Source organism: Mycolicibacterium llatzerense (assembly GCF_025331195.1).
In the GTDB taxonomy this organism is placed as follows: domain Bacteria; phylum Actinomycetota; class Actinomycetes; order Mycobacteriales; family Mycobacteriaceae; genus Mycobacterium; species Mycobacterium llatzerense.
The window spans coordinates 1,938,103-1,955,410 of sequence record NZ_LXOV01000001.1 but is presented as its reverse complement, the minus strand read 5'-3'; the positions used below and the strand labels follow the sequence as shown (position 1 = coordinate 1,955,410).

The window sequence follows — 17,308 nt, the reverse complement described above, 5'->3', positions numbered from 1 at the left end:
CTCGATCCACTTACACAAAGTTTGCAAACTCGTCCGTACGAGGACACAAAATTACGCATTTACAGGGGCTTTTGCGTACCCAACCAGCTGCGTACCGTGCGAATCATGCAGACACACGAGGTACGCACCCGACGCAGCGCCGAAGAGTTCCCCCGCTCGGAACACCTGGCCTGGAAGATCGCCGAGATCGCCGCCGACCCCGTCGAGGTCACGCCTGCAGTCGAGGCGATGGTCATCAACCGCATCATCGACAACGCCTCCGTGTCTGCCGCGTCGGTGATCCGCCGGCCGGTCACCGTTGCCCGCACCCAGGCCCAGGCTCACCGCACGCAGCGCGGCGCGACCGTGTTCGGCGTCGACGGCACCTACTCGCCGGAGTGGGCCGCCTGGGCCAACGGGGTCGCCGTCCGCGAACTCGATTTCCACGACACCTTCCTGGCCGCCGAGTACTCGCATCCCGGTGACAACATTCCGGCACTGGTGGCGGTGGCCCAGCAGCTCGACGTCCGTGGCAGCGACCTGATCCGCGGCATCGCCACCGCCTACGAGGTGCAGATGGACCTGGTCCGCGGAATCTGCCTGCACGAGCACAAGATCGACCACGTCGCACACCTCGGCCCGTCGGTCGCGGCCGGCCTCGGCACCATGCTGCGACTGGACCCCGAGACCATCTATGCCGCAGTCGGCCAGGCGCTGCACCTGACCACCGCGACCCGGCAGTCCCGCAAGGGCCTGATCTCGAGCTGGAAGGCCTACGCCCCCGCGCTGGCCGGCAAGGTCGCCATCGAGGCCGTCGACCGCGCCATGCGCGGCGAGGGCTCCCCCGCTCCCATCTGGGAAGGCGAGGACGGCGTCATCGCCTGGCTGTTGTCCGGACCCGAGCACATCTACCAGGTGCCGCTGCCGGGTCCCGGGGAGCCCAAGGCGGCCATCCTCGACAGCTACACCAAGGAACACAGCGCCGAGTACCAGAGTCAGGCGCCGATCGACCTGGCTCGCCGGATGCGTTCGCGGATCGGCGATCTGGACCAGATCGCCACCATCGTGTTGCACACCAGCCACCACACCCACGTGGTCATCGGCACCGGCTCGGGCGATCCGCAGAAGTTCGACCCCGATGCTTCACGAGAAACCCTGGACCACTCGGTGATGTACATCTTCGCGGTGGCCCTGCAGGACGGTGAATGGCACCACGAGCGGTCGTACGCCCCCGAACGTGCGCACCGGCCGGACACCATCGAGCTGTGGCGCAAGATCTCCACCGTCGAGGACCCGGAGTGGACGCGGCGCTACCACTCGGATGACCCGGCCGAGAAGGCATTCGGCGCCAGGGCTGTGGTGACGCTCAAGAGCGGAGAGGTGATCGTCGACGAACTCGCCGTCGCCGACGCGCACCCGCTGGGCGCCCGCCCGTTCGAGCGTGAGCAGTACCGCAACAAGTTCACCGTGCTGGCCGACGGCGTGATCGCCGAGGACGAACAGCAGCGGTTCCTGACCGTCGTCGACAGCCTCGCCGCCATGAAGCCGGGCAGCCTCGACGCGCTCAACCTGCGGGTCGAGCAGGTCGTCCTGGACAAGGCTCCGACGATCCCCTCGGGGATCTTCCGATGAGCGCCGGACTGTTGGGGGCGACGGTGTCTGCCGCCGACAAGCGCGCCAAGTTTCGGTCCGCACTGAATTCCGGCCAGCTGCAACGCTATCCGGGTGCGTTCTCGCCGCTGGTGGCAAAGCTCGTGTCGGAGATTGGATTTGAGGGGGTCTACGTCTCCGGCGCGGTGCTGTCGGCTGATCTCGGCCTGCCCGACATCGGGCTGACCACCTTGAGCGAGGTGGCCGGCCGCAGCGCCCAGATCGCCGCGGCCACCGACCTGCCCACGCTGGTGGACGCCGACACCGGCTTTGGTGAGCCGATGAGCGCCGCGCGCACCATCACGGTCCTCGAGGACGCCGGGCTGGCCGGCTGTCATCTCGAAGACCAGGTGAACCCGAAGCGTTGCGGCCACCTGGACGGCAAGGCCGTGGTGCCCGCAGCCGAGATGATCAAGCGGCTGCGTGCGGCGGTCGCGGCCCGCCGGGACCCCAACTTCGTCATCTGCGCCAGGACCGACGCCGCAGGCATCGAGGGCATCGACTCCGCCATCGACCGGGCAATGGCCTACGCCGATGCCGGCGCCGACCTGATCTTCACCGAGGCGCTCTCCAGCCCAAGCGAATTCGAGCGCTTCCGGGCAGCGGTCGATACGCCATTGCTGGCCAACATGACCGAGTTCGGGAAGTCGGAACTCGTCACGGCCCAGCAGCTGTCCGACATCGGCTACAACATGGTGATCTACCCGGTCACCACGTTGCGCCTGGCGATGTACGCGGTCGAGGTGGGCTTGCGCGAAATCCACACTGCTGGAACGCAAGCCGGCCTGCTTGACCAGATGCAGCATCGCAGCCGGCTCTACGAGCTGCTGCGCTATGCCGAATACAACGAATTCGATTCAGACATCTTCAATTTCACCCTCCAGGACGTGAAAGCATGACCACCGAAACGTCTCACATCCGCAAGGGCCTCGCCGGCGTCGTCGTCGACACCACCGCCATCTCGAAGGTCGTGCCCGAGACCAACAGCCTGACCTACCGTGGTTACCCGGTGCAGGATCTGGCGGCGCACTGCAGCTTTGAACAGGTTGCGTATCTGCTCTGGCACGGCGAGCTGCCGACCGACCAGGAGCTGGCGTTGTTCTGCCAGCGCGAGCGCGCGTCCCGCCGGGTCGACCGGTCGATGTACTCGCTGTTGGCCAAGCTGCCGGACAGCTGCCACCCGATGGACGTGGTACGTACCGCGATCAGCTACCTGGGCGCCGAAGATCCCGAAGAGGACGTCAGCACCCCGACGGCCAACTACGCCAAGTCATTACGGATGTTCGCCGTGCTGCCGACCATCGTCGCCGCCGACATCCGCCGCAGACAGGGGCTGCCGCCCATCGCGCCGCACAGTCACCTGGGCTATGCCGAGAACTTCCTCAACATGTGCTTCGGCGAGGTACCGGAGCCGGCGATCGTCGAGGCATTCAGCCAGTCGATGGTGCTGTACGCCGAGCACAGCTTCAACGCGTCGACCTTCGCTGCCCGGGTCGTGACCTCTACTCAGTCGGACATCTACAGCGCCGTGACCGCTGCCATCGGGGCGCTCAAAGGGTCGCTGCACGGCGGCGCCAACGAAGCGGTCATGCACGACATGCTGGAGATCGGCTCTGCCGAGAACGCCGCGAAATGGCTGCACGGCAAGCTGTCTCGCAAGGACAAGGTGATGGGCTTCGGGCACCGCGTCTACAAGAACGGCGACTCCCGGGTGCCGACCATGAAGGCCGCACTGGACCGCGTGGTGGCCGCGCGCGGCGGTCAGCAATGGTTGGACATCTACCACGTGCTGGAACGCGAGATGTTCGTCGCAACCAAGATCAAACCGAACCTCGATTTCCCCACCGGACCGGCCTACTACCTGATGGGGTTCGATATCCCCGTTTTCACACCGCTTTTCGTGATGTCGAGGATCACCGGCTGGACCGCGCACATCATGGAGCAGGCAGCGTCGAACGCCCTGATCCGCCCCCTGAGCGAGTACTCGGGCCGACCTCAGCGTTCCATTGCCTGAGCACGCAATCCGAAAAGTCCTCGTTGCCAACCGCGGTGAAATCGCGATCCGGGCGTTCAGGGCGGCCTTCGAGCTGGGCATCGCGACCGTCGCGGTCTACGCGTACGAGGATCGGAATTCTCCACATCGGTTGAAGGCCGACGAGTCCTACCAGATCGGCGAACCGGGCCACCCCGTTCGGGCCTACCTCGCAGTGTCCGAGATCATCCGGGTGGCCCGGTTGTCCGGCGCCGATGCCGTGTATCCGGGTTATGGGTTCCTCTCGGAGAACCCGGAACTGGCATCGGCATGCGCCGCCGCGGGGATCACGTTCGTCGGTCCCGACGCCGGAGTGCTCGAACTGACCGGCAACAAGGCCAGCGCCATCGCGGCGGCCCGGGCCGCCGGCCTGCCGGTGCTGACTTCGTCCGAACCATCTGCATCGGTCGACGAACTGCTCACGGCCGCAGCCGATATGGAGTTCCCGCTGTTCGTCAAGGCCGTCTCCGGTGGCGGTGGCCGCGGCATGCGCAGGGTGACCGAGCCCGCCGCCTTGGCCGAGGCCATCGAAGCCGCGTCCCGGGAGGCGGAGTCCGCGTTCGGCGACCCGATGGTCTACCTCGAACAGGCGGTGCTCAATCCACGCCACATCGAGGTGCAGATTCTGGCCGACGGCACCGGCGAGGTGATCCACCTGTTCGAGCGAGACTGCAGTGTGCAGCGCCGGCATCAGAAGGTCATCGAGCTGGCACCGGCCCCGAACCTCAGCGACGAGCTGCGGGCCCGAATCTGCTCTGACGCCGTGAGATTCGCCCGCCAGATCGGCTACTTCTGCGCCGGCACCGTCGAGTTCCTGCTCGATGAGCGCGGGCGCCACATGTTCATCGAGTGCAATCCCCGGATTCAGGTCGAGCACACGGTGACCGAGGAAGTCACCGATGTGGACCTGGTGGCCTCGCAGCTGCGGATCGCGGCCGGTCAGTCGTTGGCCGATCTCGGTCTGAGCCAGGACAGCGTCCGGATCCGCGGCGCCGCCATGCAATGCCGGATCACCACCGAGGATCCCGTCAACGGGTTCCGGCCGGATACCGGCCGGATCACCGCTTACCGCAGCCCCGGAGGCGCCGGGGTGCGGTTGGACGGAGGCACAAATGTCGGCGCGGAGATCTCCGCGCATTTCGATTCCATGCTGGTCAAACTCACCTGCCGGGGTCACGACTTCGCGACGGCGGTCAAACGGGCCCGGCGAGCTCTCGCCGAGTTCCGGATCCGTGGGGTATCGACGAATATCCCTTTCCTGCAAGCAGTTCTGGATGATCCGGACTTCGCCGCGGGCAATGTGTCTACGTCGTTCATCGACCAGCGGCCGCAGTTGCTGACCGCACACACCCCTGGGGACCGCGGCACGCGCATCCTCAACTACCTCGCCGACGTGACGGTCAACAAACCGCACGGCGTGCGCCAGTCAGCGGTGTACCCACGCGACAAGCTGCCGGACATCGATCTCGGCGGGCCGCCACCGGCAGGCAGCAAGCAGCTGCTGACCGAACTCGGGCCAGAAGGTTTCGCCCGGTCTCTGCTGGAATCGCCGCGATTGTGGGTCACCGACACCACGTTCCGCGATGCGCACCAATCGCTGCTGGCCACCCGGGTGCGTACCTCCGGCCTGGTCAAGGTGGCACCGTACGTCGCCCGGATGACACCGCAGCTGCTGTCGGTCGAGTGCTGGGGCGGCGCGACATACGATGTGGCGCTTCGGTTCCTGAAGGAAGACCCGTGGGAGCGGCTGGCCGCACTGCGGGAGGCAATGCCCAACATCTGCCTGCAGATGCTGCTGCGAGGACGCAACACCGTCGGATACACGCCATATCCCGTGTCGGTCACGTCGTCGTTCGTGCAGGAGGCCACGACCACCGGCATCGACATCTTCCGGATATTCGACGCGTTGAACAACGTGGACTCGATGCGTCCGGCGATCGACGCGGTGCGCGAAACCGGTTCCGCGGTAGCCGAAGTGGCGATGTCGTACACCGGCGATCTGTCGGACCCCAACGAGACGCTGTACACGCTCGATTACTGGCTCAAGCTGGCCGACCAGATCGTCGAAGCCGGCGCACATGTGCTGGCGATCAAGGACATGGCCGGGCTGTTGCGGCCGCCTGCCGCGGCAACACTGGTGTCGGCGTTGCGTTCCCGATTCGATCTGCCGATCCACGTCCATACCCACGACACCCCGGGTGGCCAGCTGGCAACGTACGTCGCGGCCTGGCAGGCCGGCGCATCGGCGGTCGACGGCGCAGCAGCGCCGCTGGCCGGTACCACCAGCCAGCCTGCACTGAGTTCGATCGTGGCCGCTGCCGCGCACACCGTCCACGACACCGGGCTGTCGTTGGCGGATGTCTGTGAGCTGGAGCCGTATTGGGAGGCGCTGCGTCGGGTCTATGCCCCGTTCGAGGCGGGACTACCGTCCCCGACCGGCCGGGTGTACACCCACGAGATTCCCGGCGGGCAACTCAGCAACCTGCGGACCCAGGCCGTCGCCCTCGGATTGGGCGGACGGTTCGAGGACATCGAGAATGCCTACGCCGGCGCCGATCACGCACTGGGCAGGCTGGTGAAGGTGACCCCGTCGAGCAAGGTGGTCGGGGATCTGGCGCTGGCTCTGGTCGGCGCCGGGATCAGCGCCCAGGAGTTCTCGGCCGACCCGGCCCGCTACGACATCCCGGACTCGGTGATCGGCTTCCTGCGCGGCGAGCTCGGTGAGCCGGCCGGCGGCTGGCCGGAGCCGTTGCGTACCAAGGCCCTGCAAGGGCGGGCAGAACCAAAACCGGACACCGAACTCACCGTCGAGGACTACGCCGAACTGGCGGAGCCGGGGCCGACCCGCAGAGCTGCCCTCAATCGATTGCTGTTCCCGGGACCGACCCGCGAATTCCTTTCACATCGAAGGCAATTCGGGGACACCTCGAGTCTGAGCGCCAACCAGTTCTTCTACGGGCTGCGCCGTGGCGAGGAGCACCGGGTGAAATTGGAAAAAGGCGTCGAACTGCTCATCGGGCTCGAGGCCATCTCTGAACCCGACGACCGCGGCATGCGCACCGTCCTGTGCCTGCTGAACGGCCAGCTGCGCCCGATCCTGGTGCGGGACAGGTCGATCGACAGCGCGGTCCCCGCGGCGGAGAAGGCCGACCGCACCAACCCCGAACACGTCGCGGCGCCGTTCGCCGGCGTGGTGACCATCGGGGTGGCGGTGGGTGAGCAGGTGCAGGCCGGCCAGACGGTCGCCACCATCGAGGCGATGAAGATGGAGGCCGCCATCACGACACCAAAGGCCGGCACCGTCGAGCGGATTGCGGTGGCTCCCACCGCAAGTGTCGAAGGCAACGACCTGCTCGTGGTGGTCAGCTGACCGAGGTCATGTTCACGGCACAACGACGATCTTGCCGTGAACATGGCCTGTCGTGCTCGCGGCGAGCGCGGCACCGGCTTCGGTCAGCGGGTATGTCTGGCTGATCGAGACGGCAAGGAGATCTTGTGCGATGAGCGTGGCCAGCTCCCGCAGAGCGTCGCCCAGCTCGCTTCCCGCTCCGCCGACGTGTACTTGGATACCGGTGCCGGCAGCGTCGAAGGCGACCAACGTGAGAACGCGCGCCGGATCTCCGGTGAGTTCGATGGACAACGGAATCTCCCCGCGGCCCGAGGCGTCGAGAACGGCGTCGACTCCCTGGGGCGCGACTGCGCGGACCCTGTCGAGCAGACCATCGCCGTAGGTGACCGGCGTCGCGCCGAGCGACCGCAGGTAGTCGTGGTTGGATTCGCTTGCCGTGCCAATGACATTGACGCCCTGGGCCTTTGCGAGTTGGACCGCGAAGGTGCCCACGCCGCCTGCGGCCGCGTGGACCAGCAGTGTCTCGCCGGCCTTGACGCCGAGCTTCTTCAGCACGGCATACGCGGTACCACCGGCACCTGCCAGCGAACCGGCAACTTCCCAGGCAATACCCTCGGGCTTGCGGACGATCTCGGCAGGTTCGGCCAGCGCATGATCGGCGAACGACCCGGTCGTCGATCGGCCCAGAACCTCGTCGCCGACGGCCCACTCGGTGACCTCAGAGCCGACGGCATCAATGACACCCGCCACGTCGGACCCTGCACCCGCGGGCAGCTCGAGCGGAATGAGTTCGCGCATGTACCCGGCAACGATCTTCCAGTCGATCGGGTTCACCCCCGCGGCGCGTACCGCGATCCGTACCTGGGTGGGTCCGGGAGCCGGTGGCTCGGCGTCGACCACGCGTAGCACCTCAGGTGTGCCGTATTCGGCGAATTGCGCAATTCTCGACATCTATCCGTCTCCAATCGGGTTCCGACAGCAGTCTCGCCGGTCTCCTGAAGACAAGCTGTCGATCGCCGGATTTATTTCATGAAGCAAGACGATGCCCCGGAATCTGAATCAGATTCCGGGGCATCGCCTTTGACTTACTGCGCGGCGCGAACCAACTGCGCCGCCTGCACCATGTTGCGCAGCGACTCGGTCACCTCGTCGGTTCTGCGGGTCTTGAGGCCACAGTCCGGGTTCACCCAAAGCCGCTCAGCCGGAACGGCATCCAGCGCATGACGCAGTGACGTCACCATCTCGTCGGCGGTGGGCACGCGCGGCGAGTGGATGTCGTATACCCCCGGGCCGACGCTGTTCGAGAACCCGATTCCGTTGAGGTCGTCGAGCACCTCCATGTGGGAACGGGCGGCCTCGATCGACGTCACATCGGCATCGAGATCGGCGATGGCACCGATCACCTCACCGAACTCCGAGTAGCACAGGTGCGTGTGAATCTGGGTGGCATCGCTGACGCCCGAGGTGGACAGCCGGAACGCACCGACCGCCCAGTCGAGGTACGCCGCCTTGTCGGCGTCACGCAGCGGCAGCAGCTCACGCAGCGCAGGCTCGTCCACCTGCACGATGACGATCCCTGCGGACTGCAGATCGACCGTCTCGTCCCGGATGGCCAGCGCCACCTGGTTGGCCGAGTCGGCCAGCGGTTGATCATCGCGGACGAACGACCAGGCGAGGATCGTCACGGGACCGGTGAGCATGCCCTTGACCGGCTTGTCGGTGAGAGTCTGGGCGTACCTGGCCCATTCCACCGTCATCGGCTGCCGGCGGGTGACGTCACCGAACAACACCGGCGGGCGCACGCATCGGCTGCCGTACGACTGGACCCAGCCGTTCTTGGTGGCGAAGAAGCCATGCAACTGTTCGGCGAAGTACTGCACCATGTCGTTGCGCTCGGGCTCGCCGTGCACCAGCACGTCCAGGCCCAGGTCCTCCTGCAATCGGATGACCGTCTCGACCTCGGCCTTCATCCGCTTGGTGTACTCGGCCTCGCCGATCTCGCCGGCCACCAGCGCGGCGCGGGCCTTTCGGATGTCGACGGTCTGCGGGAACGAGCCGATGGTGGTGGTCGGCAGCGACGGCAGGTTCAGCCGGGCGTCCTGTGCCTTGCGACGCTGCTCGGCCGGGCCGCGGCCGATGCCTTCGGCCAGCACCGCGTCCAGGCGCTCCCGGACGGCTCTGTCGTGCAGGCGGGGGTCCTGTGCCCGTGATGCGATTGCCCGATCGGATGCCGCGATCTCGGCGGCCACCCTGCCCCGGCCATCGCGAAGCGCCGCGGCCAGCGTCACCACTTCGGCGACCTTCTCCGCACCGAATGCCAACCAGCTGCGGAGCGCGTCATCGAGGCCGTCTTCGGGATCGAGCGAGTACGGCACATGCAGCGTCGAGCACGACGTCGACACGGCAACGGCCTTTGCCGATCCCTGTAGCGCACCCAGCCGGGACAGCGCCGCCGCCAGGTCCGTGCGCCAGATGTTGCGGCCATCGACGACGCCGGCCACCACCAGCTTGTCCGCCAGGCCCGGTACATCGGCTACCGGCTGGTCACCACCGGCGACGAAATCGACTGCGACACCGTCGATCTGCGTACGGGCCAACGCCGGCAGCGCGGCGCCCAGCGCGCCGAAGTAGGTGGCCACCAGGATCGCCGGGCGGTTGGCGGCACCCGAGAGCGTCGAGTAGACGTGCTCGGCCAGCTCCGGACCGTTGTCCACGATGTCGGTCACCAGCACCGGCTCATCGATCTGCACCCACTCGGCACCGGCATCGGCGAGTCGGCCCAGCAGGTCGGCATACAGCGGCAAGAGCTCGCCGAGGCGCTCGACGGGCGCCTGTGCTCCATCGACGGCCTTGCTCAGCGCCAGGAAGGTGATCGGCCCGACGATCACCGGACGAGCCGAAATCCCTTGCACTTGAGCTTCTTTGAGCTCTGCCAGCACCTTCTCCGGATGCAGGGTGAACACGGCGTCCGGGCCGATCTCCGGGACCAGATAGTGGTAGTTGGTGTCGAACCACTTCGTCATCTCCAATGGTGCGATGTCCGCCGTGCCGCGTGCCGCGGCGAAATAGCGGTCGAGGCCGTCGACTACGCCGCCCACTCGGGCCGGCAGGGCGCCGAGCAGCACTGCGGTGTCGAGAACCTGGTCGTAGTACGAAAAGGTGTTGACCGGAACCGAATCCAGGCCGGCGGCCGACAACGCGGCGAGAGTATCGCGGCGCAAGCCCGCGGCGATTTCTTCTAGCGCGGCCCGGTCGATCCGGCCGGCCCAGTAGCGTTCGACGGCCCGCTTGAGTTCCCGGTCCGGGCCGATGCGGGGCGCACCGAGAATGGTGGCGGTGAATGGTGTTGACAACAGACGTCCTTCAAATGCGACGGAAGTGCACACCGCCCAAGGACATCCATCGAAGACAGCCGAAACCGCCCTCGGCGATCAGCCCATTCCACGAGGCGATGCACCGCCGGACGCGGCGCATCCGGCACAGCTGGCAGGTCTTCGGACTCGCAGGCGCGCACCCTCTGGTGCTCCTAGTGGCCGTCGCTTCCCGGTTCGCGATGAACCAGTGCGGATGACGGCGGTCGTTCCTGCTTACCGCTGCGGGACAGTCCCGGATTCTCACCGGGTTCCCTCTCATGGCGAATCACCGCCATTCGATACCCATGACACCGAAGCGTCATGGGTAAACCAGCTGCGCCGAGGAGATTACCCTGTCGGACCCGGGCCAACCGGTCCAACCGGTCCGGCCGGACCGCCCGGACCCGCCGGGCCGCCGCCGTAACCCAGCTGCTGCGCCGTGTAGCGAGCGGCATCGGTGACCGGAACCGCCTGCACCGCAGTGCCATACGCGCAGATCTCGGTCCACACATCACCGATCTCGGTGGTGTCGAACCGCATCGCGACAATGGCATTGCCGCCGCGGGCCTGACACTCCTGGAGGAGCCGGCCCATGGCCTCGTTGCGGCTCTCGGCCAGGTTCTTGGTCATGCCCTGCAGCTCGCCGCCGAACATCGCCTTGAAGCCGGCACCCATCTGCGCGAAGGCGTTCCGGGACCGGACGGTAAGGCCGAACACCTCACCGCAGACTCGCTGAATCTCCCACCCGGGCAGGTCATTCGTCGTGACAACCAGCATGCTGCAGCCTTTCGTTGGTCGGTACGCCTCGAACTGTAGTGCGCAGCAACCGGAATCGTCAGACGGCTGCTGCCACATCCTGTGCGGGCACGGCCTTCTTCGCCCCACCGAGATAACGCTCGACGAGCCCGCCGAACACCAGCCCGATGACCGCCCAGATCAGTGCCTGATCGAGCAGCGAGTACCACCGGAACTTCCACAGCAGGTCGGCGTCGAAGCCCGGGTAGATCAGCTGCCCGGGGGCGTAGACCTTGCCGTCGATGGTCACCGGCGTGGTGAAGGTGTTGGTGATGGGTTGCGGTGTCTCGGTTGCGGCGCGCGCAAAGCCGAGTTCGCCGGAGTGCTCGACGTTGGCGGCCAGATCCCCGAGCGACGGCAGCGCCGCCAGCAGGCCGCCGAACACCACGAAGAACCCGAGCACCGCGGTCCCGACCGCGCGTGCCCAGCCGACCTTCGCGGACAGCTTGCGCGCGGCGAACACCGCGAGCCCCAGCAAGGTCAGCGATCCCCACACCATGCCCAGGTACAGGAAGCCCCGGGTCTCGATGGTGAACTCGTGGCCGATGGCCGGCGGGTTCGCTGGATACTTCACGAACGGCAGCAGGTACACGCCGAGGAAACCGAAGCCGGCGATAGCCCAGCCCAGCACCAGTGGCCGCACTTTGAAGCGGCCGTGCAGCACCAGATAGGCGACGGCGACCAGCGCACCCATCGCCACCGAGAAGGCGATGATGCCGGTGGCCGCACCGATACCCGACTGGATGGAGCGGCTGAACAGCTCCGGTCCGTCCGGCTCGACCGGATGGCCCATGGCGGTGTGAATGGTCGAGAGCACATCCATGCGACCCGACTCGTAGTCGATGGCCTTGTCGATGGCGGGTTCAGCAAAAATGCGGGCAACCAGGAACCCCAGAATGCCGGCGATCAGACCGGCGAGGGCTCCGCGCCCGATGACGCGGATTTCCACAAGGTCCCCTGAATCAGTGGCAGGGGAAGCCGAGGAAGTGCCGCGAGTCGTGCACCCACTCGTGGACCACGACGGTCTTGCCGAACATCGACATCATGCCCTCGTCGACACCGACCAGGTAGTACGCCAGCACCGCCAGAAAGATCGTCACACCCAGCAGCACCGCTACCCGAGTGGCCGAGAGTGCCCGGTGGGCCTCGGCGGAAACCAGCCCAGTCTTCGAAACTGCACTGCTCGTCATGGTCAAACCTCCTATGGGGTCACGCGCCCCTACGTGTTCGGTTTTGTACGACGGCGAAAGATCTGACTCACCCCGGGGGGCTTCACAGTGGCGCAACCGTGCCGGATTCTCACCGGCTTCCATGCCCCGTCATACCGGGATCAAGATACACCCCCACCGAAAAATACCCTCCCCGAAGTTCGGGGAGGGTATTTTTCGTGATCCGTTATTCGGCGGCAGTGGCCGCGGCCTCGGCCAGGTCGGCCGATTCCTTGCGACGTCCGGCGAACGTGAACTTCGCGTCCTCGGTGTTGGCGCTCTCGCCGTCCCAGTTCTCGACATCCACGGTGACCAGCTGACCGGGGCCGACCTCTTCGAAGAGAATCTTCTCCGAGAGCTGGTCCTCGATCTCGCGCTGGATGGTGCGACGCAGCGGCCGCGCACCGAGCACCGGATCGAAACCGCGACGGGCCAGGAGCGCCTTCGCCTTCGGCGTCAGCTCCATCTCCATGTCCTTGGCCTTGAGCTGCTTGCCGACCCGGGCGATCATCAGCTCCACCATCTGGACGATCTCGTCCTGCGTCAGCTGGTGGAACACGATGATGTCGTCGATACGGTTCAGGAACTCCGGGCGGAAGTGCTTCTTCAGCTCGTCGTGCACCTTGAGCTTCATGCGCTCGTAGTTGTTCTCGCCGCCACCGGAGGTGAAGCCGAGGCCAACCGCCTTGCTGATGTCGCTCGTACCGAGGTTCGAGGTGAAGATCAGCACGGTGTTCTTGAAGTCGACGGTGCGACCCTGACCGTCGGTCAGGCGGCCGTCTTCGAGGACCTGCAGGAGGCTGTTGTAGATCTCCTGGTGGGCCTTCTCGATCTCGTCGAACAGCACCACGCTGAACGGCTTGCGGCGCACCTTCTCGGTGAGCTGGCCGCCCTCTTCGTAGCCGACGTAGCCCGGAGGGGCACCGAACAGCCGCGACGCGGTGAAGCGGTCGTGGAACTCGCCCATGTCGATCTGGATGAGCGCGTCGTCGTCGCCGAACAGGAACTCGGCCAGCGCCTTCGAGAGCTCGGTCTTACCGACACCGGACGGGCCGGCGAAGATGAACGAGCCCGACGGACGCTTCGGGTCCTTCAGGCCGGCCCGGGTACGCCGGATGGCCTTCGAGACCGCCTTGACGGCGTCGACCTGGCCGATGATCCGCTTGTGCAGCTCATCTTCCATGCGCAGCAGGCGCGTGGTCTCGGCCTCGGTCAGCTTGAAGACCGGGATGCCGGTCCAGTTGCCCAGGACCTCGGCGATCTGCTCGTCGTCGACCTCGGCGACCACGTCGAGGTCACCCGAACGCCACTGCTTCTCACGCTCGGCGCGCTGGGCGACCAGCGTCTTCTCCGAGTCGCGCAGCCGGGCTGCCTTCTCGAAGTCCTGCGCGTCGATGGCCGATTCCTTCTCCCGGCGCGCGTCGGCGATCTTCTCGTCGAACTCGCGCAGGTCTGGCGGAGCGGTCATCCGGCGGATGCGCATGCGGGCGCCGGCCTCGTCGATCAGGTCGATGGCCTTGTCCGGCAGGAACCGGTCGTTGATGTACCGGTCGGCCAGCGTCGCGGCGGCGACCAGCGCACCGTCGGTGATCGAGACGCGGTGGTGCGCCTCGTAACGGTCGCGCAGACCCTTGAGGATCTCGATGGTGTGCTCGACAGTCGGCTCACCCACCTGCACCGGCTGGAACCGGCGCTCGAGCGCGGCGTCCTTCTCGATGTACTTGCGGTACTCGTCGAGGGTGGTCGCACCGATGGTCTGCAGCTCGCCACGGGCCAGCTTCGGCTTCAGGATGCTGGCGGCGTCGATGGCGCCCTCGGCGGCACCCGCACCGACGAGCGTGTGCAGCTCGTCGATGAACAGGATGATGTCGCCGCGGGTGTTGATCTCCTTGAGCACCTTCTTCAGGCGCTCTTCGAAGTCACCGCGGTAGCGGCTGCCGGCGACCAGCGAACCGAGGTCCAGCGTGTAGAGCTGCTTGTCCTTGAGCGTCTCGGGGACCTCGCCGTGCACGATGGCCTGCGCCAGGCCCTCGACGACGGCGGTCTTACCGACACCGGGCTCACCGATCAGCACCGGGTTGTTCTTGGTGCGGCGGCTCAGCACCTGCATGACCCGCTCGATTTCCTTCTCGCGGCCGATGACCGGGTCGAGTTTGCCCTCGGCGGCGGCGGCGGTCAGGTTGCGGCCGAACTGGTCGAGCACGAGCGACGTCGACGGGTTGCCCGTCTCGCCACCGCGGCCACCGGTGCCGGCTTCGGCGGTCTCCTTGCCCTGGTAGCCCGAGAGCAGCTGGATGACCTGCTGACGCACGCGGGTCAGCTCGGCGCCCAGCTTCACGAGCACCTGAGCGGCGACGCCTTCACCCTCGCGGATCAGGCCGAGCAGGATGTGCTCGGTGCCGATGTAGTTGTGGCCGAGCTGCAGCGCCTCGCGCAGCGACAGCTCGAGGACCTTTTTGGCGCGCGGAGTGAAGGGGATGTGCCCGGACGGAGCCTGCTGGCCCTGACCGATGATCTCCTCGACCTGACTGCGCACGCCTTCCAGCGAGATGCCCAGCGATTCCAGAGACTTGGCGGCGACGCCCTCGCCCTCATGAATGAGTCCAAGCAGGATGTGCTCGGTGCCGATGTAGTTGTGGTTGAGCATCCGGGCTTCTTCTTGAGCCAGGACGACGACCCGACGGGCCCGGTCGGTGAATCTCTCAAACATCGGTGGTTACCTGCTCTCCCTCGTAGCGCAGCTCCTGCCACGTCACTTCGCGTGTCGCGACGCTGTGCGCCTACCGTCCACTCTAATGGGCGGCGACCATGCGTGCCCTGCGGTATCCCCTAGCTCGCAAGGCCACTCAGCGCTGCGAAAACACCAACGCGCTGCGGCTTCGAAACGTTTCCCGGATCGGCCCGACCGGGCTACGCCGAAAGCGAACAGAAAAACCTCGGGCAACCCTGAATGACGTTGCCCGCAGACTCAGGTCGCGGCGTGGAACGCGTCGATGATCTCCGCCGGGATCCGACCGCGACTGGACACGTTGTGGCCGTTGCGGCGAGCCCATTCCCGGATGGCGGCACTCTGCTCACGGTCGATGGACGCGCGGCCGCGGCCTGTCGAACCGGTGCTGGCGCGGCCGCGACGGCGGCCACCGACACGACGGCCGGCCTCCACCCATTTCTTCAAATCATTCCGAAGCTTGGTGGCGTTCTTGGTGGTGAGGTCGATCTCGTAGTTCACCCCGTCGAGAGCAAATTCGACCGTCTCATCTGCCGCACCTTCACCGTCGAAATCATCGACAAGAGTGACAGTCACTTTCTTTGCCATCGGCCCACACTAACCCTTCTGCCTCGATAAGAACGCAGAAACGACTCTGCCACAACAATGCTGGCATAGGACTGGAATTCCTTCAACAAGTCCAGGGTTAGGCAGTGTTCAGTCGCCCTGACGGCGCACAATCGGGAACAAAACCGTGTCCCTAATCGTCAACCCCGTCAACGCCATCAGCAAGCGATCGAGTCCCATTCCTGTTCCGGTGGTCGGCGGCATCGCATACTCCAATGCGATAAGAAAATCCTCATCAAGTCGCATTGCCTCGTCATCACCGGCAGCAGCGGCACGGGCCTGCGCCTCGAAACGCTCCCGCTGAATCACCGGATCGATCAACTCCGAATATCCGGTGGCGAGCTCGAACTTGCGGACATATAGATCCCATTTCTCGGTAACCCCCGGAATACTGCGGTGGGCCCGAGTCAGCGGGGTCGTCTCCACCGGGAAATCCCGGACGAAGGTCGGCGCCCAAAGGTGATCACCGACGGTGTGCTCCCACAGTTCCTCGATCAATTTCCCGTGCCCGTATCCACGGTCCCGGGGAATCTCGGCGCCGAGTCGCTCGGCCACCTTCCACAGGTACTCTGCAGAAGTCTCCGGCGTGATCTCCTCGCCCAGGGCTTCGGACAACGACGGATACATTTCGACGGTCGCCCATTCACCATCGAGGTCATAGGTGGAGCCGTCCGGCAGTGGCACCATTCGGGTACCAATGGCCTCGTCGGCAACCTCCTGAATAAGCTCACGCGTCACTATCGCGGAATCGTCATATGTGCCGTAGGCCTGATATGTCTCCAACATCGCAAATTCCGGTGAATGCGTCGAATCCGCGCCCTCGTTGCGAAAGTTCCGATTAAGCTCAAAAACCTTCTCGAAACCACCGACCAGGCAGCGCTTCAGGAACAACTCCGGCGCGATGCGCAGGTACAGATCCGCATCGAGCGCGTTGGAGTGCGTGATGAATGGGCGCGCCGCGGCGCCACCGGGCAGCGTCTGCAGCATCGGGGTCTCGACTTCGAGAAAACCGCGCCGCTCCAGCGCCGACCGCAATGCCCGCACCACGGCAATACGCTGCCGGGCGACATTGCGAGCCTCGGGGCGCACGATCAGGTCGACGTACCGCTGCCGGACCCGGGTCTCTTCATTCAATTCCTTGTGCGCGACAGGAAGCGGTCGCAGGGCCTTCGACACAATTTGCCAGTTCTGGGCAAGCACAGATAATTCTCCGCGCCGAGAACTGATGACCTCGCCCTCGATGAACACGATGTCGCCCAGGTCGACGTCAGCCTTCCAGGCATCGAGCGAATCCTGGCCCACCTTGTCCAGGCTCAGCATGGCCTGCAGCTGGGTGCCGTCGCCTTCCTGCAGCGTGGCGAAGCACAGCTTGCCCGAGTTCCGGGCGAACACGACGCGGCCCGCCACGCCGACGATATCGCCGGTCGCGGTGTCCGCGACGAGCTCCGGATACGCCGCGCGCAGCTCAGCGAGGGTGTGGGTACGAGCCACCTCGACCGGATAAGGGTCGCGGCCCTCGGCGAGCAGCCGCTCACGCTTGGCCTGGCGGATCCGGAACTGCTCGGGAATGTCGGGGCTTTCGGCGTCGCTCACGAAATGCCAGCTTAA

The 17,308-nt window shown here is 65.9% G+C and carries 12 protein-coding genes and 2 riboswitches; of the genes, 4 read left to right on the top strand and 8 right to left on the bottom strand.

Going from position 1 to position 17,308, the window contains the following annotated elements:
* Nucleotides 1–105 precede the first annotated feature (105 nt).
* Genes prpD through A7G45_RS09570 form a run of 4 tightly spaced genes read left to right on the top strand, consistent with a single transcriptional unit; the run spans nucleotide 106 to nucleotide 7,031 of the window.
* Entirely contained in the window at nucleotides 106–1,611 is a 1,506-nt protein-coding gene (prpD, locus tag A7G45_RS09585) for a 2-methylcitrate dehydratase PrpD (RefSeq protein ID WP_260936254.1), read from the top strand.
* The gene (prpB, locus tag A7G45_RS09580; protein WP_260936252.1) at nucleotides 1,608–2,528 is read left to right on the top strand and encodes a methylisocitrate lyase; all 921 of its coding nucleotides are present in this window, start codon (nucleotides 1,608–1,610) and stop codon (nucleotides 2,526–2,528) included. The genes prpD and prpB overlap by 4 nt, the downstream gene beginning before the upstream one ends.
* Nucleotides 2,525–3,643, top strand: a complete 1,119-nt coding sequence (locus A7G45_RS09575) for a bifunctional 2-methylcitrate synthase/citrate synthase (RefSeq protein ID WP_043397422.1) — start codon at nucleotides 2,525–2,527, stop codon at nucleotides 3,641–3,643. Before prpB ends, A7G45_RS09575 begins: the two co-directional genes overlap by 4 nt.
* The gene (locus tag A7G45_RS09570; protein WP_260936250.1) at nucleotides 3,636–7,031 is read left to right on the top strand and encodes a pyruvate carboxylase; all 3,396 of its coding nucleotides are present in this window, start codon (nucleotides 3,636–3,638) and stop codon (nucleotides 7,029–7,031) included. The genes A7G45_RS09575 and A7G45_RS09570 overlap by 8 nt, the downstream gene beginning before the upstream one ends.
* A 12-nt stretch (nucleotides 7,032–7,043) precedes the next feature.
* On the opposite strand, the gene A7G45_RS09565 is transcribed toward A7G45_RS09570, so the two are convergent.
* From A7G45_RS09565 to lysS, 8 genes are all read right to left on the bottom strand, one after another.
* Nucleotides 7,044–7,961, bottom strand: coding sequence for an NADP-dependent oxidoreductase (locus tag A7G45_RS09565; RefSeq protein ID WP_260936248.1), 918 nt, complete (start codon nucleotides 7,959–7,961; stop codon nucleotides 7,044–7,046).
* Between the two features lie 134 nt (nucleotides 7,962–8,095).
* Nucleotides 8,096–10,366 carry a 5-methyltetrahydropteroyltriglutamate--homocysteine S-methyltransferase gene (gene metE / locus A7G45_RS09560; protein ID WP_260938076.1) on the bottom strand — a complete coding sequence of 757 codons (2,271 nt, stop codon included), beginning with the start codon at nucleotides 10,364–10,366 and terminating at the stop codon, nucleotides 8,096–8,098.
* A 112-nt stretch (nucleotides 10,367–10,478) separates the two neighbouring features.
* Nucleotides 10,479–10,685, bottom strand: a riboswitch (cobalamin riboswitch).
* 26 nt (nucleotides 10,686–10,711) lie between these two features.
* Nucleotides 10,712–11,140: a YbjQ family protein gene (locus A7G45_RS09555; RefSeq protein WP_043397416.1), complete on the bottom strand. Its 429-nt coding sequence runs from the start codon at nucleotides 11,138–11,140 to the stop codon at nucleotides 10,712–10,714.
* A 58-nt stretch (nucleotides 11,141–11,198) separates the two neighbouring features.
* Nucleotides 11,199–12,107 (bottom strand): CbtA family protein, encoded by a 909-nt coding sequence (locus A7G45_RS09550; RefSeq protein WP_260936246.1) that lies wholly within the window; start codon nucleotides 12,105–12,107, stop codon nucleotides 11,199–11,201.
* Nucleotides 12,108–12,120: 13 nt separating this feature from the next.
* On the bottom strand, nucleotides 12,121–12,348 hold the full coding sequence (locus A7G45_RS09545; RefSeq protein WP_043397410.1) for a CbtB domain-containing protein: 228 nt from the start codon (nucleotides 12,346–12,348) through the stop codon (nucleotides 12,121–12,123).
* 2 nt (nucleotides 12,349–12,350) lie between these two features.
* Nucleotides 12,351–12,496, bottom strand: a riboswitch (adenosylcobalamin (AdoCbl) riboswitch).
* 57 nt (nucleotides 12,497–12,553) lie between these two features.
* Nucleotides 12,554–15,076 (bottom strand): ATP-dependent protease ATP-binding subunit ClpC, encoded by a 2,523-nt coding sequence (clpC1, locus tag A7G45_RS09540; protein ID WP_043397408.1) that lies wholly within the window; start codon nucleotides 15,074–15,076, stop codon nucleotides 12,554–12,556.
* Nucleotides 15,077–15,334: 258 nt separating this feature from the next.
* Nucleotides 15,335–15,682 (bottom strand): histone-like nucleoid-structuring protein Lsr2, encoded by a 348-nt coding sequence (gene lsr2 / locus A7G45_RS09535; protein WP_043397405.1) that lies wholly within the window; start codon nucleotides 15,680–15,682, stop codon nucleotides 15,335–15,337.
* Between the two features lie 108 nt (nucleotides 15,683–15,790).
* Nucleotides 15,791–17,293 (bottom strand): lysine--tRNA ligase, encoded by a 1,503-nt coding sequence (gene lysS / locus A7G45_RS09530; RefSeq protein WP_071287392.1) that lies wholly within the window; start codon nucleotides 17,291–17,293, stop codon nucleotides 15,791–15,793.
* Between the last annotated feature and the right edge of the window lie 15 nt (nucleotides 17,294–17,308).